The organism is Acidihalobacter sp., from assembly GCF_037381185.1.
In the GTDB taxonomy this organism is placed as follows: Bacteria; Pseudomonadota; Gammaproteobacteria; order DSM-5130; family Acidihalobacteraceae; genus Acidihalobacter_A.
The window spans coordinates 1-23,691 of the sequence record NZ_JARRQY010000061.1; the positions used below are offsets into that span (position 1 = coordinate 1).

Below are 23,691 nucleotides of genomic sequence, written 5' to 3' on the forward strand. Positions count from 1 at the left end.
TGGGGCACACAGCCGATCTTCGGGGCAATCGACTCCACCGCGGCCCACAGCGACGGATACTCCTCGCGATGCTCCTGGACCATGCGAACCGCACGCTCACGCACTTCCGGGGAAAACTTGTTCGACTTGTTCATGGCTCCATTCTCTCAAGTGTTGGAGCCTCCGCAATACCCGGAGCGGTTCAGGCGGCCGGTGCTATGCGGCTTGGATATGCACTCCAGCATGAAGTACTAGCTATCCTACGGAATGATGTTCAGCGCCGATAGCTCAATGGAAAGCCAGCCATCATTGACAACCCAAAGATTGGTCCTGAGACCCTTCGTCAAGACCGATGCTCTTCGGGTTCAACAGCTCGCGGGCGACATACGGATCGCAGATGTCACAGCGAATATTCCCCATCCATATCCTGATGGTCTCGCAGAAACGTGGATCGGCTCTCACTCGGAAAAGTGGGGGCGAGGGGAACTAGCAACGTTCGCAATCACTATCAAAGAGTCCGACCTGCTTGTTGGTTGTATCTCGCTGATGAATTTCAGCCATCGAGAAGCTGAAATCGGCTATTGGGTTGGAGTCGACCATTGGGGCAACGGATACGCCACTGAAACCTGCAAAGCCATTATCCGATTCGGCTTCGGCGCGATGAAACTCGATAGAGTTCATGCGCACCACCTTAGCCGAAATCCAGCGTCGGGCAGAGTTCTCGCCAAGGCCGGACTGGTACATATTGGTTCAGGCTCCGCTGTTTGCGGCTACCAGGTTCGCGAAGAAAGCATAGAGAGGTATGAGAAATTCAATACCCAACAACATGCTGTAAGTAGTGATTGATCCGCCGCGCACCTGAACGTGGACGTTGAAGCAGGAACACTGGAAATCATTCGATCGTGAAGGCGTATCTAATTCTGGATTTCAAAATCATTGATCTAAATGAATTCATGGAATACGTAGAAAAAATTCCATCGCATATAAAAAAGCATCACGGAAAATACCTGATTGAGGGCGTTCACCCTGACACTATTGAGGGCACTTGGCGCCCGGAAACACTGATAGTTCTTGAGTTCGAAACAAGGGAGAACGCAAACAGCTTTCTCGCCGACCCCGAAGTCAAAGAGCTATTCGGCATTCGTCACAGGAGCACGGAGGGTAATCTCATATTGGTTGATGGAGGATCGTAGCGAGAGACGGCAAATTCAAATGCCTGACGGGAATGCAATGTTCACTTCTCCCGCCGCCACCCACTTCTCTACAGGCGTTTCAGTCATTACCGATGATCTTAAAACCTAGAGATTCCTATCGCACACGCAGCTGGACTTGGCGGTGGTTTGTGATCGCAAGCGTCGCTTTGGCCGTGCTGACTACCAGACCATCATCGCCCGCTCAGTGGCTGTTCACGTTTATTCTTGTAGCCCCTGCCGTCTGGCTCGCTTTTGTTGGCCCTTCGTCACTTTACTATTGGCAAGTGAATAACCGTTATTCGTTCGTGGTGTGGACGGTGATGACCATCAGGATTGCGTTATTTTTCGTTGTTATTTCATATACTTACCCACGCGAAGTCTCACTTGTTGGAGCGTGGTTGCATGGCGAAACTGACGCCCTCTCGCCAGCGACAGAAGCAACGACTCAAGCGCTCAAACGCCCCAGCAAAGAACCGGGGCCAAGCCTTGCAATCAAGCATTCGTCAGCTAAGCTTGCGGCATGTCCAGGCCCCTACGCATCGAACTGGCCGATGGGCTCTACCATATAACTCGGCGTGGTGACCGGCGCGAGGAGATCTACAACGATGACGAGGACCGAGAGCTGGCTAGACACTTAAACGAGTCCCGAAGACCGGTCGATAATATACCGCCCCCTCTGTATGGGAACGGCCTCATACACTCAACCGTTTGCACAGCGTGCGTCTCTTTATCTCGTCCGGCCAATCATCCAGATAGGCAGCCTTGGCTTCCCACACCTTAAGGCATCCAGCTCATTTGGAACCATATCCCGAGGCCTCAATACTCGGAATATTTCAGGTTTTCTTTATGTTATGACACATCTTTAACCTCGATGATGGCGAATTCTTTCTTGCCGGAATCATCGATTAATCCGTCAATCTTTTTCATATTTTCGAGCTGAGCCTGAAGTTTCAGCGAAAGCTCGCTCAACTCAGAGGCAGAGAGAGAAGTCTCTTCCGCAGACGCTGCCGTCGAATGAGTCACCTTATCAATTTCTGACATGCCCTGATTTACCTGACTCAACCCCATCGCCTGACTTTGCGATGCATTATCTATTTCTTCGATGGTATTGGAGATAGTTGCCACGTGCTTAACAATCTCGCTTAATGCATTCACACATTTTTGTGATATTGCATTTCCCTTTTCGACATTTTCTACTGATGACTGAATATACTGTGCAGACTCGCTAGCGGCTGTTGTACTGCGCTCAGCAAGTTGTCTTACTTCATCTGCTACCACAGCAAAACCGCGCCCCATTTCGCCTGCCCGAGCGGCCTCAATCGAAGCATTCAGTGCAAGCAAGTTAGTCTGAGATGCTATATCATCAATGATATTAATAATGTCACTGATCGCTTCGCTTGAGCGATTAATTTCCTGCATCGCTTGCTCAAGTTCTCTTATTTCATCGGAGGCCATGGTCGCAGCTTTCTGTGCCTTGGACGAGTCCACACTGGCTCTTGATGCACGCTCGGCATTGTCATTGGCCTGAGTAAGAATCTCATTGAGCGAGTTGCCGATTTGGCTAATAGAAGCCGCTTGCTGATTTGAGCCTACTGTCAGAGCATGGCTGGCAGCATTAAGCTCGTTTGCCCCTGTTGTGAGGTTTGCACTGATGCCATCCACATCTTTGTACACGGCTTTTAGCGCAACCTTTTCTGATACTTCCTGTACATATTCAACATGGCCTATCTCGTTGCCATCCAATCCACTGATGTAAAAAGTGTCTACACGAAAATCTTTTCCCCACTGGTGAAAGGAAGTGTTCGGTTTGCCTTTTCTTAAACAGTGCACACCACAGTCTTCGGTGTTACAGATGTTTGCTCCCCAATTTGAGCAGTGCTGTCCGAGTACGTCCTCACGTTTCACTCCCAGTGGATCGGTAGCAGCTCGATTGACAAACGTCCACTTCATATCCAAGTCAGTGACAGAAAGTGGATTTGGGATAACATCGAGAATCTGTTCATAAAAATTGAATTTCTCTCTTGCAAAATGTTCCATTTTTATCAGACAACCTAACAACCCCACCATCGCTACAACCAAAATCAGCAGGCTTGTGTTTTCTATCGCGAATAGTAATGCAACTACTATAGATACAGTGTTGAGACCTAATGCCAGACGGTAATACGTTTTCATGTTCTTTCCCTTATGGCCGACTCCCACAATGAGTATAGATTTAATTGCAATCTAGATTAAGAGTCGGGGTCATATTAAGAGTCGGGCTCAGGCCATGCAATCGCGCATCCGTTAGCCGAGCTTGCGGCATGTCCAGACCGCTACGCATCGAGTTGCCAGGTGAGTTCTACCATATGACCTCGCGTGTTGATCGCCGCGAAGGGATTTACCGTGATGACGAGGACCGTGAAGCTTGGCTAGTGCAGTTGGGCGCGGTCTGCACGCGTTTCAATTGGCGCGTGCATGTCTATTGCGAGATGACCAGCCATTACCACTTCGTGGTGGAAACGCCGCAGGCGAACAGCGCTAGACCGCTTCCTGGGACGGGTGTTTTATTGGACTCTGATAACGACTGTCACCTGCGCTTTCATTTGTATGTTTCTATCATGGTTTATTTCATGACATCCACACGCTCCTGATCAATTGCCTCGCAGGCGGGCGCATGGACAGGAATGGCTCGCAGGGCATTCCCGCCTCATCAGCGATAGAAGCAACGACTCAAGCGCCCAAACGCCCCAGCACCTCGCCGTGCAAGCCCGCACTCCCCGCCGCCAATACTGACGTGCTCTCCAGCCCGAGGGGCGCACCGTCGAGCTGCGTGAACACGCCGCCGGCCTCCTCGACGATCACCGACAGCGCCGCGACGTCGAGAATGTTGAGATCGGATTCGACGACCAGGTCCAGTTGCCCGGCGGCAAGCATGTGGTAGTGACAGAAATCGCCGTAACCGCGCGTACGGTTGACCTCGCCGACAATCCCGCCGAGCGCCGACCAGGCCGGCCCCTGGGCGAGTGATTTGATATTGCCCAAGGAAATAGCCGCGTCGCTCAGGCGCTCCACGCCGCCCACGCGTATGCGGCGCTCGTTGATATAGGCGCCCTGCCCGCGCTCAGCCCAGGCCAGTTCGCCGTAGAGCGGCGCATTGGACACGCCCAGGATCAGTTCACCGCCGCGCGTCAGCGCGATCTGGGTGGAGAAGAACGGCGTGCGGCGAATGAAGCTCTTGGTGCCATCGATCGGGTCGATGAGCCAGGTGAATTCGGCGTCGGCGCGGGTCTTGCCGGTCTCTTCGCCGAAGAAACCGTGTTCGGGGAAGCGCTCCAGGATCACCTTGCGGATGGCCTCCTCAGCCTCGACGTCGGCCCGGGTGACCGGGCTTTCGTCCGCCTTCAGGGTCACTTCGACACCCTGCTCCCAGTAGCGGCGGATGACGGCCTCGGCGGCGCGCGCGGCGCTGAGCGCCGTCTCGAGGTAGTGGCTGGTGGACATCGACGGCTCCTGCAGTTGTACGTAAGAACGCCGAATTCTAACCGTCCTTGAGCGTGCGCGCAGACCTCACTACACTCGGGCGCCCGCATTCAGGAGAAACCGAACATGCCCAGCTTCGCCGAAAACCTCGCACAGTTGCCTTCCGTCGATGATCTCCAGGCACTGGAACTCTACGGCGACGGCTACGAGCCCGAGGCGGCGATCGAGAACGTCCCCGGCAGCCAGGGCTCGCTGGCGGTGTACTACTACGTCGCCGTTCAGCACGGCGGCCTCACGCCCAAGGCGGCTAAGGAAGCGCTGGAGCTGTTCGCCGAACACGCCGAGGACGCGCGCGTCAACGCCGGTGCCCATCCGAATATCGATCGTCTGTTCCACATCATCGACGAGGATTTGTTCTACTCGGTCAAGGCGGTGCCAAAGGCGTTCTGACCGGCTCTCGATGAAAAACTGATCGGGGTCAAGGTCACCCCGGATCCGGCTACACGAAACGGTCGCGCAGAGTACGCTGAGCAACAGTGCTTCAATGGGCCACCTGCGTCTCGTCGAAGCATCCGACACCGTTTCGGAGGAAGCCTCATGCGCCTGTTGCGGCCGCGTTATGTCATTCCCGCCGTACTGGTCGTCGCAATAGTCGGCCTCGCCGCCTGGTTGCAACGGCCACAGCCGATCACCATCACCGTGGCCACGGTCGGGCACGGTCCGGTCGAGGCCAACGTCGCCAATACCCGCGCCGGTACGGTCGAAGCCTGCCGACGCACTAAGCTTTCTCCCGCGGTCGGCGGGCAGATCGCCCGCCTCGACGTGCACAAGGGCGAGAAGGTCAAGCAGGGCCAGGTGCTGCTGGAACTGCGCAACGACGACCTCAAGGCCCAGCTCGCCCTTGCCGGTAGCGAGGCCAAAGCCACCGCCGCCCAGGCGCGCAGCATCTGCCTGCAGGCCGACGTGGCCAAACGCGAGGCCGACCGGCAGATTGCGCTGAACCGCCGCGGCATGGTCTCGGTAGAGCAGGCCGACAAGGCCGAGACTGCCGCCAAGGCGCGCGCCGCGGACTGCCAAGGCGCTCACGCCAGCCACCAGGTCGCCGAGGCCAGGGTACGCCTGGCCCAGGCCAATCTGGACCGCACCATCCTCACCGCACCGTTTGCCGGTGTGATCGCCGACATCAACGGTGAGGTGGACGAGTACGTCACGCCCTCCCCTCCCGGCATCGCGACCCTGCCGGTCATCGACCTGATCGACAATTCCTGCTTCTACGTCGAGGCGCCCATCGACGAGGTCGACGCCTCCAAGGTGCGGCTCGGCATGCCGGTGCGCATCACGCTCGACGCCTTCGGCAAGCAGACCTTCAAGGGCACGGTGTCGCGCATCGGCGCCTACGTCATCGACCTGGAGAAACAGGCGCGCACGGTCGACATCGACGTGCGTTTCGCGCGCGAGACCGACCTCGCCAGCATGCTGGCCGGCTACAGCGCTGACGTGGAAATCATTCTCGCCGCGCATCCGAACGTACTGCGCGTACCCACCGAAGCCGTCGTCAACGGCAACGAGGTCTACGTGCTGGACAAGGCCAGCGGCCGGCTCAAGCTGACGCGCATCGAGCCCGGCCTGTCCAACTGGAACTGGACCGAGGTGGTTTCGGGGCTGCAGGCCGGCCAGCAGGTCGTCACCAGCGTCGACCGCAAGGGTGTGGCCGACAACGTGTTGGCGACCGCCGGGAAAGCTGCCGCGAAATGAACGAGACGCCGGTCATTCAGCTCGACGGCGTCAGCCGCAGCTTCGTGCTCGGCGACGAGGAAGTCCATGCGCTGGACGACGTCTCGCTGAGCATCGGGCGCGGCGAGTACATCGCGGTCATGGGGCCGTCGGGCTCGGGCAAGTCGACCCTGCTCAACATCCTCGGCCTGCTCGACCGCCCCAGCGCCGGACGCTACCTGCTCGACGGCACCGACACCACGCAGCTTCCCGATGCCCGCCAGGCCGAGGTGCGCCATCGCAAGATCGGCTTCGTGTTCCAGTTCTTCCATCTGGTCGGACGCCTGACCGCCTTCGAAAACGTCGAGCTGCCGCTGATCCTGGCCGGCGTCGCGGTGAACGAACGCCGCCGGCGCGTACAGAGCGCACTCGATGAACTCGGGCTCAGCGACCGCGCCCAGCACCGCCCCGACCAGCTCTCCGGAGGCCAGCGCCAGCGCGTGGCCATCGCCCGCGCCGCGATCATGGAGCCGGAAGTACTGCTCGCCGACGAGCCCACCGGCAATCTCGACAGCGCCTCCGGCGCCGACGTTATCGACATTCTCGAAGCGCTGAACGCCCGCGGCATCACCCTGATCGTGGTCACCCACGACGCCGACCTCGGCGCCCGCGCCCGGCGCATGGTGCGCTTCATGGACGGCCGCGTGCTGTCCGACGAAGCCACCCCCGCATGAACGCCTCATCCGCCAGCGCCGGCATGCTCGCCCGGGACGGCCTGCACTTCACGCTGCACGCGCTGGGAGCGGCCCGCGCGCGCACCGCGTTGATGGGCCTGGCGATGGCCATCGGCGTGGCCGCGGTGATCGTGCTCACCGCGCTGGGCGAAGGCGCGCGGCAGTACGTACTCGGGGAATTCAGCAGCCTTGGCAGCAGCGTGCTGACCATCATGCCCGGACGCTCCGAGACCACCGGCGGCGCGCCGCCCATGCTCGGCGCCACGCCGCGCGACCTGACCTTGGACGATGCGCTGAGCCTGCGCCACAGTGCGCTGATCGCCTCGATCGCGCCGCTCGTGATCGGCGATGCCGAAGTCTCTGCAGGGGCACGCTCGCGCGACGTCATGATCCTCGGGTCAACCGCCGAACTGAAGACGGTGCGCCATCTGGAGATCGCACGCGGCGGCTTCCTGCCGACCGGCGATCCCTTCTCCAGCCCCGCGGTATGCGTGCTCGGCGAAACGCTCAAGACCGAGCTGTTCGGCACCCAACCCGCAGTGGGCGAACTCGTGCGCATCGGCGACCGGCGCTTTCGCGTGGTCGGCGTGCTGGCATCCAAGGGGCAGTCGCTGGGGGCGAACATGGATGACGTAGCCATCATTCCGGTAGCCGCCGCGCAGGCGCTGTTCGACACCCAGGCACTGTTCCGCGTGCTGGTCGAGGTGCGCGGCCGCGAGTCCATCCCTGCCGCCAAGCGCGCCATCGAGACGCTGATCACCGCCCGCCACGAAGGCGAGAACGACATCACCATCATCAGCCTCGACGCCATGCTGTCGACCTTCGACCGCATCTTCACGGCGCTCACGCTTACGGTCGCCGGCATCGCCGCGATCAGCCTGGCCGTGGCCGGCATCCTGATCATGAACGTGATGCTCATCGCGGTCTCGCAGCGCACCCAGGAAATCGGCCTGCTCAAGGCGCTCGGCGCGCCGCCGCGGCTGATCACCCGCCTGTTCCTCACCGAGGCGGCGCTGCTGTCGCTGTTCGGCGCCGCCGCCGGCGTGGCGGTCGCCTACGCCGGCCTGTTCGCCCTAAGCCGCCTGTTCCCCAGCTTCTCCCTCAGCGCTCCGACCTGGGCCATTGCGGCGGGCGTCGGCGTGGCCGTGGGCACCGGCGTTCTGTTCGGCTGGCTGCCGGCCAGACGCGCTGCGCGGCTGGATCCCGTACAAGCCCTATCGCGGAGGTAAGGACAGCGGTGCGCTCGCGCGACTTCGTCCATCTTTCCCTGAGCAGCGTGCTGGCGCAGCGCATGCGCAGCATCCTCACCGCGCTGGGAATCGCGGTAGGCATCGCCGCGGTGGTGCTGCTTACCTCGATCGGCGAAGGCGTGCGCCAGTTCGTACTGCACGAGTTCAGCCAGTTCGGCACCAACCTCATCGCGATCAACCCGGGACGCACCACTACCCACGGCATGCCCAGCGGCGCCATCGCCAGCGTACGCCCGCTGACCCTGGGCGATGCCGAGGCGCTGGCGCGCCTTCCCCACGTCGAAGCCATGGTTCCCGGCGTGCAGGGCAATGCGGAGGTCTCGGCCGACGGTCGCTCGCGGCGTACCACCGTGTTTGGCACAGGCCCGCAGCTGCTGCAGGTCTGGAACGCACAACTGGCGCTGGGCCGCTCCCTGCCCGCGGACAATCCACGCACCGCGCGCGCCTTCGTCGTGCTGGGATCGAAACTGCGCAGCGAACTGTTCGGTACGCGTAATCCGCTCGGCGCGCGCCTGCGCATCGGCGGCGAGACATTCCGCGTCATCGGCGTACTCTCACCCCAAGGTCAAGTGCTGGGCTTCGATCTCGACGATACGGTCTACATCCCCGCCGGCCGCTCCATGGCGCTGTTCGACCGCGAGGGATTGATGGAAATCGACGTGCGCTACGCGGCGGACGTACCCGCCGCCTTGATGGCCGAGCGCATCCGCAAGGTACTGTTGCAGCGCCACGGCAGCGAGGACTTCACCATCACTTCGCAGGAGGACATGCTCAGCACGCTGGACAACATCCTCGGCGTGCTGACCTTGGCCGTGGGGGCGCTGGGCGGCATCTCGCTGCTGGTCGGCGCGGTCGGCATCTTCACCATCATGAACATCGGCGTGCGCGAGCGCACCGCCGAAATCGGTCTACTCCGCGCGTTGGGGGCGCGGCGCGGCCAGGTTCTCGCACTGTTTCTCGGCGAGGCCGTGGTGCTCGCCTCCCTGGGCGGTTTCGCCGGCCTGGCGGTCGGCGCCGGCGGCGCGCACTTACTCGGGCTGCTGGTGCCGGCTCTGCCGGTGAAGACGCCCTGGATGTACGCCCTGCTGGCGGAGCTGCTGGCCGCGTTCATCGGGCTGCTGGCCGGTGCTCTGCCGGCCCAGCGCGCGGCACGGCTCGATCCGGTCGAGGCACTGCGCGAAGAATGACCGAACGCGGAACACGATAGAATTCAACACATCATACGACGCCGATATGGCGTGTCAAAGAGGCTCAGTATGCTGGTCACCACCGTTTATGTGGTCAACACGATCATCGCACTTTGCATTGCCTATGCCGCCATCGACCCGACCGGCTGCCGGCACACGCTGGAACGTCTGGGTCTGTGGCCGCTGATCGAACGCATGGAGCAGCACGGCATGCGCCGCATACTCAGTTTCGTCGGCAGGTTGTTGATGCTGGCGGGCCTGTTGCTGGCCGTCTCCGTTATGCTCGGACATCACAGCTCGGCCTGGCTGCTGCCGGCCGGCGAGTCGGCCTTCTTCGGGCTGATCTCCTGGTTGGTTGCGGTATTGGGCGGAAAAGACTGAAAGCGGGCCGGCAGACGCCGACGGACTCGATCAGGAAATCAGGCTGCTGCGGCCTATCGCGCGGCGCATCATGCGTCCCATGGCATCGACCTCGGCAAGCAGTTGCTCACGCTTGCGACTGCCTTCCCCGCTGGAATCGGATACGGCATCCAACACGCGATCGCTGAGCGAGACGAACAGACTGCGGAACTCGGTGAGCGGCGGCGGACAACCGAAATCCGCGCCGCTTAGCAACCGTTCGCGGAACCGGCTGACCACCTGGGGTTCGCCCAGGTCGGGCCGCGCCAGCCAGCGCCGCAGACCGAACCAGGCGCCGACGCAGACCAGCGCCGTACCCTGCGTCGAGGCCGGGCGCGCCCACAGTCGCCAGCTGGCGGGGCGCTGCCAGCCGCCGTTCCAGCGCTCCAGCTCGGACAAGGGCAACGGCCGGCTGATCGCGTAGCCCTGCAGCAGGGTCAGCCCAAGCGCCCCCAGCAGTTCGGCATGTTCGTCCGTTTCCACGCCTTCGGCGATCAGCCGAACGCCCAGGCCGCGCACGCCGACCACCACCGCGCTGACGATGGTCTGGTCATCCACCGAAGCCGGCAAATTGCAAACGAACTCCTGGTCCAGCTTGAGCGTGGTCAGCGGCAGTTGGCGCACGTTGCCCACCGAAGCGTAGCCGCTGCCGAAATCGTCCAGTGCCACACCCAGGCCGCGCGCCCGCACCCAATGCAGAATCTTCACCGCGCGGGGCATGTCGGCCAAGCTTTCAGCCTCGGTGATCTCTATTTCCAGGCGTTGTACCAGCTGCGGGTGGCGTTCGAGCAACTGGGTCAGGTCGTGCCGGAAACCGGGCGCCAGCAGATGGCGCGCACCGATATTCACCGACACGGGAACGTCCAGCCCCAGTTCGCGCAAACGGGGAAGCCGCTTACCGACACCGTCGAGCATGGCCACGCCGAGACGCCGAATCAGCGTCGCATCGGACTCGATCACGTCGATGAACCAGTCAGGAGTGACGACGGAGCCGTCTTCGGCGCGCAGGCGCGCCAACGCCTCCAGGCCGATGACCTCACCGCTGAGCAGGTCGACTTGCGGTTGGAACCACGGTTCGACCCGTCCCTCGGTCAAGGCACGTTCGATCTTCGCGCGCACCTCGCGGCGTCGGTCCAGGCTCTCCTCCAGCGCCGGGTGATAGCCTCGCAGATGGTTGCCGCCCTCGGTCTTGACCGCCTGCAGTGCCATACCGGCACGACGCACCAGCGTATCGACGTCGCCGCCGTCCCGCGGATAAAGCGCGTAGCCACAGGAAAGCCCCAGCGTAACCGGCAAGTCCCGTCGCTGTCGCCGCACAAGGCCTGCAAGCCATCTCCCACCATGATCAGCAGAGAATCGCCGGCCTCGTTGCCGAACAGGTCGTTGTAGAACTTGAAATCGTCGATATCCAGTATGAGCAGTGCACAGATCGACTTGCCACCGTTGACCAGTGCCGCCGTCCGCTCGAAGAACTGCAGGCGGTTGGGCAGCCCGGTGAGCGAATCGTACAGCGCCAGATGTTTCAGGCGCGCGGCCTGGCGCTGGTGCAGCACGGAAAAGCCTACATCGTCAGCCATATCGCGCAGCAGATGCACGAGATCGGGGGTGAAGAAGTCCTGCTCTGCGGCATACACGATAAGCACGAATTCGTGATTGCCCTTGAGCGTGATCGGCACCGCGATCGACGAACGCACGCCGTACTCGCTGTGCAGCGCATGCCATGGCGCCATCCCCGGAGCGTTCTGAATGTCGTTGACCACGATGATGCGACCTTCGCGCACCGCCCTGGCAGTTGCGCCCTGCCCCTGCGGATGAGTCGCGTCCAGCGGTAACTGAAGCCCGCGTAGCGTGGGCAGATGCGCGAATTTTTCGCGCTGGTGCACGAATATCGCCTGCTGTTGCTCGTGATCGACCTTGGCTATCACGGCCATGATTGCGGCGGTATGCTGCACGATGACGCGGCACACGCTGTCGTAGAGATCGGCAGGGGTGCGTGATTCGTCGCGAATGACGACCTGATTGACCTCGGACAGGGCCATGTAGAAATCGCGCTGGCGTTCGAAGGCGAGGCGCGCCTCCTCCAACTCGGTCAACTCCAGCGCGATGCTGACCAGCCCGGCGACCTCATCTCCGTCGCGCAGCGGATAGCGGAAGAGCCGGAAACTGCGGCCGCCCAAGACCTCGCGCGTCTCGGCCGTTTCGCGCAGACTCAGCGCAGCGTGATCGTCCCCGTGAATCTGCTTGGCCAAACCGGAATCGAGCAGCTCGGCGTCGGTCTGGTGCCGATAACCCGCCAGAGATACCCCGAACAATTCGCAAGCCGCTTCGTTGGCATAACGCCAACGCAGACTGCCATCCTTGATCAGAATCGGAAACGGCAAGCGTTCGGCACCACGCACCAAAGCACGCAGCAGACGATTCATCGGTACTCTCGCATCGGAGTTGGTCAGCATTCGCATCCGCGTCCGTCAGCCTGGCAGGAAGGCAACATGCATGCAGTGTGCAAGCTTTGACGCATCACGCGCCGCCATTGTATTCGCAGCTTCGCTGACTCTCATCCACTACTCTTCAGGGCCGGCTCCGTCATGGCAGTGTACTACGCAGAAAACTGCAATCCAGAGGCATAAGCCCTTATAAATCTATAGTCATAATTCAATGCGTGGCACTGATTGGCAGATTACTGCCAGCTATCGAATGCTTTTGCCGACGCCAGCACGGGAACAACGGCCCCAGGGCGCCGCTCGTCCATCGGCACATTGCTCTCATGCGCGCATGATACGCAAAGCTTCCGACAAAGGCATCGGGCTACCACAAGATCACATGGCTGTAGTCACACGCAACACGCCTAACGGGCTCATCTGCATGGCATAAAGCCTCTTGAAGGCACCGGACTCAACCGCAGAGTATCACTCGGACAGACGGAAGCGCGGACACCGCTCAGCCATTTGCTCAGCACGTCCCTTGGTGAGAAACCAGCGCCCAGCCGCGTTCATCACGCCGCAACCGCGTCAGCCCTGCATAGGGGACAGGGATGCGCATCATGGCCGCTGCAGCCCCTTGCACGGCATGGGCGATAGCGGCACGGATTACCACGGCATGCGCCACCACCAGCAGCGGCCCGTCCCCATCCAGTGAGTCCAGCGCCTTTGCCACGCGCCGGCGCAGGACTTCCAACGATTCGGCACCGGCCGGGCGTCCGGCGAGCGGATCGAGGTAATAGGCGGCATAGGCCTGCGCATCAACTGCTTGCGCCTGCTCGCGCGTCAGCCCTTCCCAGGCGCCCATGCCAATCTCGCGCCAGCGCTCGTCCACTTCGCAACAGACACCGCGTTGCGTGGCGAGGGCCTCGGCAAATTCGCGGGCGCGGCGCAGCGGAGAACTCAACACGCGGCACCAGGAACGCTCCCCTTCGACCGCCGACCACATCTGCCGCCAGCCCGTCTCGCTGAGCGGGTCGTCGACGCCGTCGCCGCGGTAGCGCCGGCCGCCGACCGGTTCGCCATGGCGCAGCAGATCGACCTCCAGCACGGAGTCGCCGGCCGACCGGCTCAAGTCAGCCAACCGCCCAGGGTGAACAGCGCCAATACCGCCATCCACACGATGATATTGCGATGGATATGGTTGATGACGGTGGCGAACACCGCGCTCAGAGTCGCGGCATCGGCCTCGTCCTCCAGCATGTCGTCGAGACGCGCGGCACCGGCGCCACTGCGCATCAGCAACGCGCGGGTGTTCTCGGACATGCGCTGCGACTCACCCCAGAACAGGCTGCGCAAGCCGTCCATCGCGTGATCGAAGCTGCCGGTGACCGCATAGCCCAACGCCGCAAGGCGCGCCGGCGCCCATTCGAGCAAGGCGCACAGCCCAGCCGCAAGGCGCGAGGACTCCGGCCGCTCGTCCAGCGCCACATCCTCGTCCTCATCCGTCTCGACGACCTCACTCGCCTTCTCGTCTTCCAGCGGCAAATGCGCAAGCAAGCGCACCAAGCGGTAGAACACCGCCCCCGTCGGCCCCAGCACGGCGAACCAGAACACAACTGCGAAAATCCGGTTGTTGGACTCGGCAAAAGCGGACTCGGCCACGGCGCGTGCACGCTTCCGCGGTTCCTCCGGCACATGCGCCGCGCCGAGGAAACGCGCTGCGATACGCCACTGCCGTAACGGGTCCTCCATAGCGACCGCCTCGGTGTAGGCGTTGACGTCCTCCTCGAGGTCGTCCGGGCCCAGGCAAACCAGCAACACGGCGACGCTGAACACGATCCACAACAAACCAAGAAGCACGGAATCGAACACATCGCTCACCCAGCCGACCACCAGCACCGGCACCAGCAGTACTAGCAGAAGACGCAGAGCGGCATGCCCCAAGCCCAGGCGGCGCAGGGTAGCGTCGAAACCGTTGGCGTAGCGTAGCCACAGCGCCGGACGGCGGAAATCGCTCATATAACCGACCAGGCGTTCCAACGCCAGGGCAATGAGCAGGGAGATCAACGTCATGAGGCGTCCTCACAGGGCGGTTCGATGCGAAGAGTTTCGGGGCTGAGCGGCCGGCTTGCAAGACATCGGCCGAGTTCGCGGCGCAAACGCCCCCACTCGAAACTCGGCCCCGGGTCCGTTTTGCGCCCCGGCGCGATGTCGGAATGCCCACTGATCCGCTCGCGCGAAAGCGTCGGATAGGCAGTCAGCAGGGCAGCGATCACGCCGGCCAGCCGTTCATACTGAGCATCTTCGTAAGGTACGTCGTCGGCACCTTCGAGTTCGATGCCGATGGAAAAATCGTTGCAGCGCTCGCGCATACCGTAGAACGAAATGCCGGCATGCCAGGCACGGCGCAGAAATGGAACGTACTGCACCAGCGTGCCGTCGCGCCGTATCAGCAGATGCGCCGATACCTTGAGCCCCGCGATGTCGGAGAAGTATGGATGCTCATCGGCCGGCAGTGAATTACCGAACAGTGCGTCGATCCAGGGGCCACCGAACTCCCCTGGCGGCAGGCTGATGTTGTGCACCACGATCAGTTCCGGCACGCAGGCATCGGGCCGCTCGTCGGCATTTGGCGAGGGCCGGTGGTACGCGGCGTCCAGCCAGCCTTCGCAATCGACATTCATGGCGGATCCTGGGCCGGCTGCGCCAGCAGTGCACTCAGACCTGCCTCAATACGCGCCGGCGTCGGCTCCACTGCCAGCGGCCCGTGATAACAGCCGTCGAGGTAAGCGAACAATGCAGGCAGATGAAAGACGTCGAACTCGTTAGCCAGCGCCTGATCGATGCCGGCGTCGACCTCGATCACCGGCAGATCGGGACATTCGGCCAACGCTGCGCGCATGCGCCGGCAGGAACCGCAGCCGACAGCCGTGAACATGACCAGAACGACCCCGCGGGTTCGCGCGAGGTGGTGGTGCAGATCACCGTAATCGGGCGCCAGGGTCGTCATGCGGGTTCGCCGGAGCGTTTCTGTTCAGTTGGGGCAGTTTACACGGGGTGTCGGGTTGGCTGAACAGGGAGTTGGCCGTTTGAATGTTTCATTCGAACCTGTACGCTTGATTAAGCGCACTTTTTGGGCGCCGATCGAAGTGTATCGTTTCTATTCCCATTGTTGGTGCTGAAGCTGGTTTCGGGCACCCTCAGTCAGGGCTCCGGTCACAAAATCCGGCATGAAGAATGCGGACTTTTAAACATCCATCAGCCGAAGTCCAAAACCTCGATTCCCGCCCCAAACACTCACCAACAGGTTACCCTGCCATCTTCCCAACACACCCACACCCTACTTCTGCCCCCAATGCTCAAACGCATCTTCGCCGTCTTCCGCGCCCGCAACCGCGAATTCATCCGCGACCGCGCCGCCCTCATGTGGAACTTCGCCCTGCCGGTGTTCGTCATCCTCGGCTTCGCCGTGGCCTTCACCGGCAAGTCACTGGACCAATACAAGGTCGGCGTGGTCGGCAGCGTACCCAACAGCGGCTTTTTCGCCACCCGCTATATCGACTTCATTCCGGTAGCTAGTCTCACACAAGGCGTCGAAATGGTCGGGCACCAGAAACTCGACATGCTGGTCGACCCGACCACACACCGCTACTGGATCAACAGGAATTCGCCCAAAGGCTATCTGGTCGCGCGCATCCTCGACGGCAGCGGGACATCCACCTACCGGCGGGCAACGGTGGAGGGGCTGCAGATCGGCTATGTCGACTGGCTGGTACCCGGCGTACTGGCCATGAACATGATGTTCTCGGCGCTCTACGGCGTCGGTTACGTCATCGTCCGCTATCGGCGCAACGGCGTGCTGCGCCGGCTCAAGGCCACCCCGTTGGCCGCGTTCGAATTCCTGGCCGCGCAGATCCTGTCGCGCCTGTGGCTGATGCTGGTGGTCACCGCCTTGCTCTACCTCGGCCTGCGCATGCTGCTGCACTTTCCGATGGCCGGATCCTGGGCCGCACTGCTGCTGGTGTTCCTACTCGGCGCCGTCAGCCTAGTCAGCCTCGGGCTGATCATCGCCGCGCGCTTTCGCAGCGAGGAGGTGGCCGAGGGCATATTGAACCTCATCACCTGGCCGATGATGATGCTCTCGGGCGTGTGGTTCTCACTCGCCGGGCTCAATCCCTGGGTGCAGAAACTTGCGCAGATATTCCCGTTGACGCACGTGCTCGAGGCGGCACGCGCCGTCATGCTCGACGGTGCCGGACTGGCCGCCATCGCGCCGCACCTGCTGGTGCTGGCCGCGATGAGCGCGGTGTTTCTGGCGATAGGTGCGGCAACCTTCCGCTGGGACTGACAGCAACGTCAGTCGACGCGCTCGCTGCCCCTGTCCGCGACATACTTCGGCAACTCGTCGCACAGTGCGTCCCAGTTCGCCTTGGAGCCGACGAAGATGTGCGCATCCGGGGCGAAATCCAGCTCGGAATCCAGGGTTCCCAAGGCGATCTCGACGCGTCCCCCATCACCCGCCGCAGGTACGAATACCATGCTCGAACCGCAATTCGAGCAGAACTTCCGCACCGTCCCATTGGCAGCCCGATAGCCTTTCAGCAGGGATTCGCCCGAGACCCAGCGAAAACACTCCCTGCGCACGCTGGCGAATGTCGTGAAGGCCGCACCGTGAAACTTCCGGCACATGGAGCAGTGGCAGTGCGCCACCTTGGGCTCGAAGCTGTCTACCGCGTAGCTCACCTGTCCGCAAAGACATCGACCTGTATAGGGTTCCCGGCGTGGGTTCGACATGAGCATTCCTCCTCACATGGCCACGGCAGCGACCGCGCGAAAGACCGGCGGCACTACCAGACCAGATCGTCCGGTATCGGATGATCCTTGTAGGCCGGATCGTCTTCTTCGCCGCGTGCGTCGTCGGCACGGATGATCAGCGCCTTGGGATCCAGCGTAAGCAGATGCTCCGAGTCCTCCTTGCCGATCAGATAGTGCCGGTCGTTTCGCGATACGATCACCAGCTCGCCGGCACCGAGCGCCGCCTGCTGTTCGGCGTTCACCCAGAGCTTCTTGACCGCGCGTCCGTCCTGAAAGTTGTACGGCAGCGGCGCATCCGGAATGTTCTGGCGCTTCTCGCGCAGAAAGGTGCGCACCACCTCGCGCTGTGCCTTGTCCAGATGCGGTGTCGGACTGGGCGTCTGCGCCAGGGCAGCGGGTTTCTTGCGCGGGCGCTGAGGACGGTAAGAGGCCTCTTTAGCGCCATGCGGCGAACGTGGTTTCTTCGGTTTCGCCTTCTTCCCGACAGGCTTTTGCGAAGTCTTGGGCGCGCGCTGCGGACGCGTCTCCGCCACCTTCACCTGATCCTCGGTGACCAGACCGGCCCTCAGCAGCTGGTCTCGCAGGTCGTTGCTCATGCTGTCCCGTTCTCCTGGTGGGATTCGAACACGCCGCCCGAGCGTTCACCCAGGCGCAGATAAGCGATGCAACCAGCCTTGGAGCGCACAGTCTGCTCCACGCCGGCCGGCAGGCGCAGCCAGGAACCGGCCACATATTCGCCGGCATCGTCGCACAGACTGCCTTCGAGCACGAAGTATTCCGCCCCGGCCTCGAAATGCTGCACCGGCAATTCCGTACCGGGCTCCAAGCGCAACAGACATACATACTCCGGATAACCCGTTTCCACGTAAAGCGGTTTCAGCCACAGCCCCGGCAACAGTCCCGCACGCCAGGGTTCGGCCGCCGTATCGATCAACCGCCGCCCGCGTTGCGCGCCCGGGTACTGGCGCAAACGCACCAACAGGTCGCAACCCGGCGTGGAGTGCGGCGCATGGCTGAACCCTTCCGGATTGAACAGCCAGCTGCCGGTGGGGAAATCGCCACTGTCGTCCGAAAACACGCCACTGAGCACCAGAATCTCCTCGCCCTGTGGATGCGGATGCTCGCGGAACGCCCCACCAGGCATGTAGCGCACCACGCTGGTTACGGGACCGAACTCGCCGCCTTCGCGGTACAATGGCTTGCGCCAGACCGTACCGCTGGGACTCGGCTGCCAATCCTCCTGCGCAGTAGCAACCATTGCGCGGCGAGAGAGGTCCGCGTGAAGATCGGGCATTGCCTCGTTCATTCGTCATCGCCCTCCATTCGCTTGGCCAACGCCAAAGCGTTGTTGATGCAATCGCCGACGGCGATGCCGCCGCGCCAGTTTCCGACCAGGGTCAGACCCGGCAGTTCGGTCAGCGCAGCGTCTATCCGCTCGAGGCGCTCCAGATGCCCTAGATTGTACTGCGGGATGGCACGTGGCCAGCGAGTGACGCGAGCGAAATCGGGGGCTCCGCTCAAACCGAGCAGCGGCGTGAGATCCTCGACCACCCCGGCGATCAGTGAAGCGTCGTCGCGCGCAGGCGCGTCGGAATTGCGCGCACCGCCGACGAAGGCGGTCAGCAGCACGTGCCCGGCCGGCGCCCGGCCGGGAAACAAAGTCGAGGAGAACAGCACGCCAAGCGTCTCGCAGCCTTCCCGGCTGGGGATCAGCAAGCCAAAACCATCCAGAGCGTGGCCGACGGATTCACGAGGGAAGCCCAGCGCGACGTTCACCACACCCGGATAGCTGATACCGCGCAACTCGCCGGCCAACTCGCGCTTGAACGGCTCCAGCAGATCCGCCGCCGCGTGCGCGGGTACCGCCAACACCAGGCGCTCGGCCTCCACCGGTCCCTGCGCGGTATCCGCCACCCAGTTACCGGCCAGGCGGCGCAAGCCATTGACAGGAGTCCCCACGAACAGCGCTCCGTCAAGCCGCGCCGCAAGCGCATCGGTCAATTCGCACAAGCCTTCGCGAAAACCGATCAGTCGGCCACGCGGCGTCGGCCCCGTCGCGCGGCCCTGGCGCGCACGGCGCAGCGCGCCGCGAATGAGGGAACCGGCCTCCGCTTCCAGCGCATAAATACGTGCGGTGGCTGCACGCACCGACAGTTTCCGGGCATCACCGGCATACACGCCGGAGATGAACGGATCGACCGCCCAGTCGAGGAATTCCGGACCGAGCCGGCGGCGGACGAAATCGGCCACGCTTTCGTCCGCCTCGGCGCGTCCGCGCCACGGTTCGCCGAGCAGCCGCAGCTTGGCCCGCAGACTGAACAGCGGCGTACGGATGAAACTTCCCGGCCCCGCCGGCAAGGCCTGGACGCGACCACCGCGGCTAACGTAGCGACGGCTGGCGGCCGGATTCGCCACCACCACTCTGTCCTCCAGATTCAGCACATCGATCAGGCGCGTCAGTCCTTCGCCGCCGCGATCGAGCAGCGAGTTGGGTCCGAGATCGACCAGATAGCGCTCCGCGTGCAGAGAACGGATGTTCCCTCCCGCCTCCGGGCGGGCTTCGAGCACGCGGACCCGATGTCCCTGCTCTTGCAGAGCCCAGGCCAGGGTAAGGCCGGTGATGCCGGCGCCGACAACAAGAATATCGCTCATGACCTAACGAATGGTTGCTTGGGTGCCTATTGCACCCCATTCGCCGCTCCTGCGCCACCCCGTCTCCTTACGGCGACGCCGCAGGGAACGGATTGCCCGCAAGCACGGTCGAAAGGAATTTGGGGGCGGTGACCACCCTGTCGCCCCCTTGAAAAGACCTGCCGATTCACAACTCGCTCGAGGGCATTGCCATATGCTTACCGGTACCGTGAAATGGTTCAATGACGCCAAAGGTTACGGATTCATCGCGCCCGCTGATGGGGGCAGTGACGTTTTCGTGCATTTCACCTCCATTCAGGCCGAAGGTTTTCGCTCACTCGATGAAGGACAGAACGTAGCGTTCGAAGTCATCCAGGGCCCCAAGGGCCCTCAGGCCAGTAACGTGGTCCCACAGCAGGCATAGCCCTCGTCGTACGCGGTGGGGCCTGCGTGCGACTACGGGCGCATTGCACGCATTGACGCTAGAATAGGTTTCTTTGCCGTCCTTGGCAGGCTCCGCCGCTTCAATCATGCCCACCCACACCGATCCGCTGCTCGCCCGCTGCCGCTTTCGTGTTTCGCGCCGTGCGCGCCATCTGCGCATCACGGTGTCCGCCCGCAGCGGACTGACGGTCACTCGCCCGGCACACATCAGCCTGGCGCAGGCCGCAGCTTTCATCGACAGCCGCCGTGCATGGATAGAGCGCCAACTCGCCAGACTCGAAGCTGTCGAGCCTGCCGCGGTGCCGCAAACCCTGCATCTTCGCCTGACCGGCGAATCGCTGCCCCTGCAGTGCATCGTAACAGCACACGCCGCTCCACGATTGCAGGAGACGCCGGACCGCCTTACCCTACACCTGGATTCGGCCCGTCCAGAGAGCGGCCGCGAGCTTCTGCGCCGCTGGCTCAAGCAGCGTGCACGCGCCGCCCTCGAGCCTCGTCTCGACGAACTCAGCAAACGACTGGCGCTGCCCTACAATCGACTCAGCCTGCGCATGCAACGCACACGCTGGGGCAGTTGCTCCAACCGGCGCAACATCAGCCTGAACGCCAAGCTGCTGTTTCTACCCGAGACGCTGGTGCAGCATGTGCTGATCCATGAACTCGCACACACCGTCCATCTCGATCATTCACCGGCGTTCTGGCGGCTGGTCGAACGTCACGATCCGCAGTGGCGCACGCACCGCGATGCGTTGCGCGGCTCAGTACAGTTGGTGCCCGCCTGGCTGGAGGAAGCCTGACGCCGTCTAGCGCAGAGCCGACTCCGCCCGTCCGTAACCATTTCAAGGAAAGTCTATGTCCAAGACAATTTTCATCACCGGCGCGACATCCGGCTTCGGCGCCGCAACCGCGCGCCGCTTCGCGCAGGGTGGCTGGCAGATCATCGCCAGCGGACGACGCAAGGAGCGCCTCGATGCACTGGCGGAGGAACTCTCGGCCCATACGGCAGTGCACACGATGACTCTGGATGTGCAGGATGCCGAAGCGGTCGCAGATGCCGTAGCGCAGTTGCCGGCAGCGGTCGCGGAAATCGACATCCTGGTCAACAACGCCGGTCTGGCCCTGGGCCTGGAGGCGTCGCAAGAGGCCAACCTGGACGATTGGAACCAAATGATCGATACCAACATCAAGGGCCTGCTCTACGTGACCCGTGCAGTGCTTCCGGGCATGGTGCAACGGCGCCGCGGACATGTCGTCAACATCGGTTCCATCGCCGGCAACTGGCCCTATCCCGGCGGCAACTGCTACGGCGCGACCAAGGCCTTCGTGCAGCAGTTCTCACGCAATCTGCGTACCGATCTGGCCGGCAAGGGCGTGCGGGTGACGAATATCGAACCCGGGCTGGCGGAGACGGAATTCTCCGCGGTGCGCTTCAAGGGAGACCAGGACAAGGCCGACCAGCTCTACGAGGGCGCCCACCCGTTGACACCCGAGGACATCTCGGAAATCGTGTTCTGGACCACGCAGTTGCCCGCGCATGTGAACATCAACGCGGTCGAGGTCATGCCGACCTCACAGAGCTGGAGCGCGCTGACCGTTAGTCGCGATAGCTAATCGCTGTACGAATTGCGTCCGAATGGTGGGTGCGGATGAGCGGTTGTGGTTTTGAGTTTGTGTGATTCAAGGCGGCGTATTTTCTGGCATGGGCAGTCGGTTTCGGGCGCAATTCGATGCATGGGATCCGCTTGATCGAGGTGACGCGCCCGAGCCGATTTGTTCAGCGCATCCCTGCGCCTTACCCCTTCAGGGCTGGCGCGAAAAATCGCTCCCGGCAATTTTTTCTTTGAAATGCGCAAAAAAACCGGCGAAAGAAACGCACCCTGAGATCGCTTGTCCCTGACGGGCAATCTCGCGAACGTACCCCTGATCGGGGCCCGCGGCTCTTGGCCATCCAGGCCAAGAGCCGCTTGACTGACATCCTTGTCCGCCATCCCCGTCCAGGCGTACGTCCGCGAGATTGCCCGTCAGGGACAAGGCCTTCGGGTGCCTTTCTTTCGCAGCCTCTTTCTTTGAGCATGCAAAAGAAAGGGCTCGAGCGCGTCGCCCAAGTAAGATCAATGCTGGAAACGCTGATTCGCACCCTGTTCCACCGGGCCAGACGCCTATCGAAAAAGACGGCGAAGGAAGGCGCTCAGCCTTCGTCGTCGCCCCCCTCGCGGCGTGCCGACTTACGCCCCTTGCCCCGATAGACGACAGTCACCGGCTTGCGCGTGCGCGGGCCTGAGGAAAAACCATAATCGGCCAGATACTGCATCGGCTCGTGGCGCTTGACCTCGCGGTGCTGCTCGGCCGCTTCGGCAGGCGACTGCCCGTGCCCGGAGCGCGGACCATTCGCGTAATCGCTGGGAAAGCGCACATCGGACTTACGCCGGCCCTGCTGCCCCCCGGACCTGCGCCCTGGACCACGTATACCGGTCTTGCTATTGCCGCCCTGCGCCTGCTGCTTATTCTTGTTGACCTTGCTCTTGGGCTTCGGCTTCTGAGTGCTCGGCGCCACGTTGCCGTTGACCTCTCCGCGCGGTGCAGCGGTGTTTTTCTGCCCACGGGGCTTGCGCGCCTGGTCATCGCGCCCGGTGCGCGGACGCCTTCGCCCCTGCCCCTCGCCGCGCGGCACCGCGGGCTTGTTGGACTTGACCACCGGAGCCTCGGACTCCGTCGAGGACGATAATTGGACGGCCTTTGGCGGTTCCTCCAATTCAAGCCGCTCGGGCTCACGCTGCAAACGTTCGGACAAACCATCTAGCTCTGCATTGATACTTTCGGCGAGCAACAGTGTCTGGCACTGCGCGGTCGAAGTCCCGGCGATGAATTCCAGATCGTCCTTCAGCCCCTGCTCAAGCATCTCGTCGACCCGGTCGATCACCAGCATTTCCAGTCGCTCGAAAGGCACGCGACCACGGCGTATATGATCCATCAACCTGGAAGGCGTAGCAACGAGTATGTCCAGTGGGCGGCGCAGCAGCTGATGCTGCATCGGATAAGGCCGTCCACCGACCACGGTACCGAAACGCAGCGGACTATCGCGTCCAAGGTCCTTGATCATACGGCCCACTTTCATCGCCGCATCACGGCTGGGTGACAAGATCAGCGAGCGTGGGCCGCGCCCTTCCTGCGGTTCGCGTTCAAGCAATCGCTGCATCATGGGCAGTAGATAGGCGAGGCTCCGAGCACTGCCGCCGTGCGCCTGTAACAGCACGTCAGCTCCGCCCTGGATCACCGGTAACAGGCGTTGCTGCAGTGCCGTGGGTTTAGAGAAGCCAACCGCTTGCGCCGCTTCGGCAAGCGTATCGGCCACGTTCAATTCCGCGAAGGTTTCCGACAAATCATCCATCCTCGATTCGGCCCGGCGTCTACGTCGCCATACCCAACGATGTCACGTCTTGCTGCGTGACTTGACCGGGCCCGCACCA

General features: G+C 62.3%; 26 protein-coding genes and 2 pseudogenes. 14 read left to right on the top strand and 14 right to left on the bottom strand.

Annotated elements, in window-relative coordinates; translation table 11 throughout:
- Positions 1-134, bottom strand: a pseudogene (locus P8014_RS17275) (IS3 family transposase); the annotation flags it as partial.
- A 112-nt stretch (positions 135-246) separates the two neighbouring features.
- Here P8014_RS17275 and P8014_RS17280 point away from each other — a divergent pair.
- The 3 genes and pseudogenes from P8014_RS17280 to P8014_RS17290 all read left to right on the top strand — a co-directional run.
- Entirely contained in the window at positions 247-825 is a 579-nt protein-coding gene (locus P8014_RS17280; RefSeq protein ID WP_337818570.1) for a GNAT family N-acetyltransferase, read from the top strand.
- Positions 826-881: 56 nt separating this feature from the next.
- Positions 882-1,172, top strand: coding sequence for a DUF1330 domain-containing protein (locus P8014_RS17285; RefSeq protein ID WP_337818571.1), 291 nt, complete (start codon positions 882-884; stop codon positions 1,170-1,172).
- Positions 1,173-1,692: 520 nt separating this feature from the next.
- Positions 1,693-1,794 (top strand): annotated as a pseudogene (locus tag P8014_RS17290) (addiction module toxin RelE); the annotation flags it as partial.
- A 227-nt stretch (positions 1,795-2,021) separates the two neighbouring features.
- On the opposite strand, the gene P8014_RS17295 reads toward P8014_RS17290, so the two are convergent.
- On the bottom strand, positions 2,022-3,344 hold the full coding sequence (locus P8014_RS17295; RefSeq protein ID WP_337818572.1) for a methyl-accepting chemotaxis protein: 1,323 nt from the start codon (positions 3,342-3,344) through the stop codon (positions 2,022-2,024).
- Between the two features lie 128 nt (positions 3,345-3,472).
- Between P8014_RS17295 and P8014_RS17300 the strand changes: the two genes are divergently transcribed.
- On the top strand, positions 3,473-3,802 hold the full coding sequence (locus tag P8014_RS17300) for a hypothetical protein (RefSeq protein WP_337818573.1): 330 nt from the start codon (positions 3,473-3,475) through the stop codon (positions 3,800-3,802).
- A 79-nt stretch (positions 3,803-3,881) separates the two neighbouring features.
- Here the strand turns inward: P8014_RS17300 and P8014_RS17305 are convergent, their stop codons facing one another.
- Positions 3,882-4,652: an inositol monophosphatase family protein gene (locus tag P8014_RS17305; protein ID WP_337818574.1), complete on the bottom strand. Its 771-nt coding sequence runs from the start codon at positions 4,650-4,652 to the stop codon at positions 3,882-3,884.
- A gap of 105 nt (positions 4,653-4,757) precedes the next feature.
- Here P8014_RS17305 and P8014_RS17310 point away from each other — a divergent pair, with 105 nt between their 5' ends.
- From P8014_RS17310 to P8014_RS17335, 6 genes are all read left to right on the top strand, one after another.
- Positions 4,758-5,081 (top strand): DUF2322 family protein, encoded by a 324-nt coding sequence (locus P8014_RS17310; RefSeq protein WP_337818575.1) that lies wholly within the window; start codon positions 4,758-4,760, stop codon positions 5,079-5,081.
- Positions 5,082-5,228: 147 nt separating this feature from the next.
- Complete coding sequence (locus P8014_RS17315) at positions 5,229-6,386, top strand: efflux RND transporter periplasmic adaptor subunit (protein WP_337818576.1); 1,158 nt, start codon at positions 5,229-5,231, stop codon at positions 6,384-6,386.
- Positions 6,383-7,078 (top strand): ABC transporter ATP-binding protein, encoded by a 696-nt coding sequence (locus tag P8014_RS17320; RefSeq protein ID WP_337818577.1) that lies wholly within the window; start codon positions 6,383-6,385, stop codon positions 7,076-7,078. Before P8014_RS17315 ends, P8014_RS17320 begins: the two co-directional genes overlap by 4 nt.
- Positions 7,075-8,307, top strand: coding sequence for an ABC transporter permease (locus P8014_RS17325; RefSeq protein WP_337818578.1), 1,233 nt, complete (start codon positions 7,075-7,077; stop codon positions 8,305-8,307). Before P8014_RS17320 ends, P8014_RS17325 begins: the two co-directional genes overlap by 4 nt.
- Positions 8,308-8,315: 8 nt before the next feature.
- A complete protein-coding gene (locus P8014_RS17330; protein WP_337818579.1) occupies positions 8,316-9,515 on the top strand; it encodes an ABC transporter permease in 1,200 nt (399 codons plus the stop codon).
- A 69-nt stretch (positions 9,516-9,584) separates the two neighbouring features.
- Positions 9,585-9,896 (top strand): hypothetical protein, encoded by a 312-nt coding sequence (locus P8014_RS17335; protein WP_337818580.1) that lies wholly within the window; start codon positions 9,585-9,587, stop codon positions 9,894-9,896.
- A gap of 30 nt (positions 9,897-9,926) precedes the next feature.
- Here the strand turns inward: P8014_RS17335 and P8014_RS17340 are convergent, their stop codons facing one another.
- From P8014_RS17340 to P8014_RS17365, 6 genes are all read right to left on the bottom strand, one after another.
- Positions 9,927-11,123, bottom strand: coding sequence for an EAL domain-containing protein (locus tag P8014_RS17340; RefSeq protein WP_337818581.1), 1,197 nt, complete (start codon positions 11,121-11,123; stop codon positions 9,927-9,929).
- The gene (locus P8014_RS17345) at positions 11,006-12,337 is read right to left on the bottom strand and encodes a GAF domain-containing protein (RefSeq protein ID WP_337818582.1); all 1,332 of its coding nucleotides are present in this window, start codon (positions 12,335-12,337) and stop codon (positions 11,006-11,008) included. Before P8014_RS17345 ends, P8014_RS17340 begins: the two co-directional genes overlap by 118 nt.
- A 526-nt stretch (positions 12,338-12,863) precedes the next feature.
- Positions 12,864-13,439 carry a histidine phosphatase family protein gene (locus P8014_RS17350; RefSeq protein ID WP_337818604.1) on the bottom strand — a complete coding sequence of 192 codons (576 nt, stop codon included), beginning with the start codon at positions 13,437-13,439 and terminating at the stop codon, positions 12,864-12,866.
- Positions 13,440-13,462: 23 nt separating this feature from the next.
- Positions 13,463-14,407, bottom strand: a complete 945-nt coding sequence (ampE, locus tag P8014_RS17355; RefSeq protein WP_337818583.1) for a regulatory signaling modulator protein AmpE — start codon at positions 14,405-14,407, stop codon at positions 13,463-13,465.
- Positions 14,404-15,018, bottom strand: coding sequence for a 1,6-anhydro-N-acetylmuramyl-L-alanine amidase AmpD (gene ampD / locus P8014_RS17360; protein WP_337818584.1), 615 nt, complete (start codon positions 15,016-15,018; stop codon positions 14,404-14,406). Before ampD ends, ampE begins: the two co-directional genes overlap by 4 nt.
- Complete coding sequence (locus P8014_RS17365) at positions 15,015-15,344, bottom strand: thioredoxin family protein (RefSeq protein ID WP_337818585.1); 330 nt, start codon at positions 15,342-15,344, stop codon at positions 15,015-15,017. Before P8014_RS17365 ends, ampD begins: the two co-directional genes overlap by 4 nt.
- Positions 15,345-15,689: 345 nt before the next feature.
- Between P8014_RS17365 and P8014_RS17370 the strand changes: the two genes are divergently transcribed.
- Positions 15,690-16,682 (top strand): ABC transporter permease, encoded by a 993-nt coding sequence (locus P8014_RS17370; protein ID WP_337818586.1) that lies wholly within the window; start codon positions 15,690-15,692, stop codon positions 16,680-16,682.
- A gap of 8 nt (positions 16,683-16,690) precedes the next feature.
- Here P8014_RS17370 and P8014_RS17375 read toward each other — a convergent pair whose 3' ends face one another.
- The 4 genes from P8014_RS17375 to hemG are packed head-to-tail and all read right to left on the bottom strand — an operon-like array spanning position 16,691 to position 19,801.
- Complete coding sequence (locus P8014_RS17375) at positions 16,691-17,128, bottom strand: GFA family protein (RefSeq protein WP_337818587.1); 438 nt, start codon at positions 17,126-17,128, stop codon at positions 16,691-16,693.
- Positions 17,129-17,181: 53 nt separating this feature from the next.
- The gene (locus tag P8014_RS17380) at positions 17,182-17,745 is read right to left on the bottom strand and encodes a DUF2058 family protein (RefSeq protein ID WP_337818588.1); all 564 of its coding nucleotides are present in this window, start codon (positions 17,743-17,745) and stop codon (positions 17,182-17,184) included.
- Positions 17,742-18,455: a cupin domain-containing protein gene (locus tag P8014_RS17385; protein WP_337818589.1), complete on the bottom strand. Its 714-nt coding sequence runs from the start codon at positions 18,453-18,455 to the stop codon at positions 17,742-17,744. Before P8014_RS17385 ends, P8014_RS17380 begins: the two co-directional genes overlap by 4 nt.
- Entirely contained in the window at positions 18,452-19,801 is a 1,350-nt protein-coding gene (gene hemG, locus P8014_RS17390) for a protoporphyrinogen oxidase (RefSeq protein ID WP_337818590.1), read from the bottom strand. Before hemG ends, P8014_RS17385 begins: the two co-directional genes overlap by 4 nt.
- Positions 19,802-19,994: 193 nt before the next feature.
- Here hemG and P8014_RS17395 point away from each other — a divergent pair, with 193 nt between their 5' ends.
- From P8014_RS17395 to P8014_RS17405, 3 genes are all read left to right on the top strand, one after another.
- Positions 19,995-20,204 (top strand): cold-shock protein, encoded by a 210-nt coding sequence (locus tag P8014_RS17395; RefSeq protein WP_337818591.1) that lies wholly within the window; start codon positions 19,995-19,997, stop codon positions 20,202-20,204.
- Between the two features lie 106 nt (positions 20,205-20,310).
- Positions 20,311-21,021: a SprT family zinc-dependent metalloprotease gene (locus tag P8014_RS17400; protein WP_337818592.1), complete on the top strand. Its 711-nt coding sequence runs from the start codon at positions 20,311-20,313 to the stop codon at positions 21,019-21,021.
- Positions 21,022-21,076: 55 nt separating this feature from the next.
- Entirely contained in the window at positions 21,077-21,835 is a 759-nt protein-coding gene (locus P8014_RS17405; protein ID WP_337818593.1) for an SDR family oxidoreductase, read from the top strand.
- A gap of 577 nt (positions 21,836-22,412) precedes the next feature.
- Here the strand turns inward: P8014_RS17405 and P8014_RS17410 are convergent.
- On the bottom strand, positions 22,413-23,612 hold the full coding sequence (locus tag P8014_RS17410; RefSeq protein WP_337818594.1) for a DEAD/DEAH box helicase: 1,200 nt from the start codon (positions 23,610-23,612) through the stop codon (positions 22,413-22,415).
- Between the last annotated feature and the right edge of the window lie 79 nt (positions 23,613-23,691).

Coding starts and splice junctions, on each gene's coding strand:
- P8014_RS17280 (WP_337818570.1), top strand. CDS start 247: ATGATGTTCAGCGCCGATAGCTCAATGGAAAGCCAGCCATCATTGACA.
- P8014_RS17295 (WP_337818572.1), bottom strand. CDS start 3,344: ATGAAAACGTATTACCGTCTGGCATTAGGTCTCAACACTGTATCTATA.
- P8014_RS17300 (WP_337818573.1), top strand. CDS start 3,473: ATGTCCAGACCGCTACGCATCGAGTTGCCAGGTGAGTTCTACCATATG.
- P8014_RS17305 (WP_337818574.1), bottom strand. CDS start 4,652: ATGTCCACCAGCCACTACCTCGAGACGGCGCTCAGCGCCGCGCGCGCC.
- P8014_RS17310 (WP_337818575.1), top strand. CDS start 4,758: ATGCCCAGCTTCGCCGAAAACCTCGCACAGTTGCCTTCCGTCGATGAT.
- P8014_RS17315 (WP_337818576.1), top strand. CDS start 5,229: ATGCGCCTGTTGCGGCCGCGTTATGTCATTCCCGCCGTACTGGTCGTC.
- P8014_RS17320 (WP_337818577.1), top strand. CDS start 6,383: ATGAACGAGACGCCGGTCATTCAGCTCGACGGCGTCAGCCGCAGCTTC.
- P8014_RS17325 (WP_337818578.1), top strand. CDS start 7,075: ATGAACGCCTCATCCGCCAGCGCCGGCATGCTCGCCCGGGACGGCCTG.
- P8014_RS17335 (WP_337818580.1), top strand. CDS start 9,585: ATGCTGGTCACCACCGTTTATGTGGTCAACACGATCATCGCACTTTGC.
- P8014_RS17340 (WP_337818581.1), bottom strand. CDS start 11,123: ATGGCACTGCAGGCGGTCAAGACCGAGGGCGGCAACCATCTGCGAGGC.
- P8014_RS17345 (WP_337818582.1), bottom strand. CDS start 12,337: ATGAATCGTCTGCTGCGTGCTTTGGTGCGTGGTGCCGAACGCTTGCCG.
- ampE (WP_337818583.1), bottom strand. CDS start 14,407: ATGACGTTGATCTCCCTGCTCATTGCCCTGGCGTTGGAACGCCTGGTC.
- ampD (WP_337818584.1), bottom strand. CDS start 15,018: ATGAATGTCGATTGCGAAGGCTGGCTGGACGCCGCGTACCACCGGCCC.
- P8014_RS17365 (WP_337818585.1), bottom strand. CDS start 15,344: ATGACGACCCTGGCGCCCGATTACGGTGATCTGCACCACCACCTCGCG.
- P8014_RS17370 (WP_337818586.1), top strand. CDS start 15,690: ATGCTCAAACGCATCTTCGCCGTCTTCCGCGCCCGCAACCGCGAATTC.
- P8014_RS17375 (WP_337818587.1), bottom strand. CDS start 17,128: ATGTCGAACCCACGCCGGGAACCCTATACAGGTCGATGTCTTTGCGGA.
- P8014_RS17380 (WP_337818588.1), bottom strand. CDS start 17,745: ATGAGCAACGACCTGCGAGACCAGCTGCTGAGGGCCGGTCTGGTCACC.
- P8014_RS17385 (WP_337818589.1), bottom strand. CDS start 18,455: ATGAACGAGGCAATGCCCGATCTTCACGCGGACCTCTCTCGCCGCGCA.
- hemG (WP_337818590.1), bottom strand. CDS start 19,801: ATGAGCGATATTCTTGTTGTCGGCGCCGGCATCACCGGCCTTACCCTG.
- P8014_RS17395 (WP_337818591.1), top strand. CDS start 19,995: ATGCTTACCGGTACCGTGAAATGGTTCAATGACGCCAAAGGTTACGGA.
- P8014_RS17400 (WP_337818592.1), top strand. CDS start 20,311: ATGCCCACCCACACCGATCCGCTGCTCGCCCGCTGCCGCTTTCGTGTT.
- P8014_RS17405 (WP_337818593.1), top strand. CDS start 21,077: ATGTCCAAGACAATTTTCATCACCGGCGCGACATCCGGCTTCGGCGCC.
- P8014_RS17410 (WP_337818594.1), bottom strand. CDS start 23,612: ATGGATGATTTGTCGGAAACCTTCGCGGAATTGAACGTGGCCGATACG.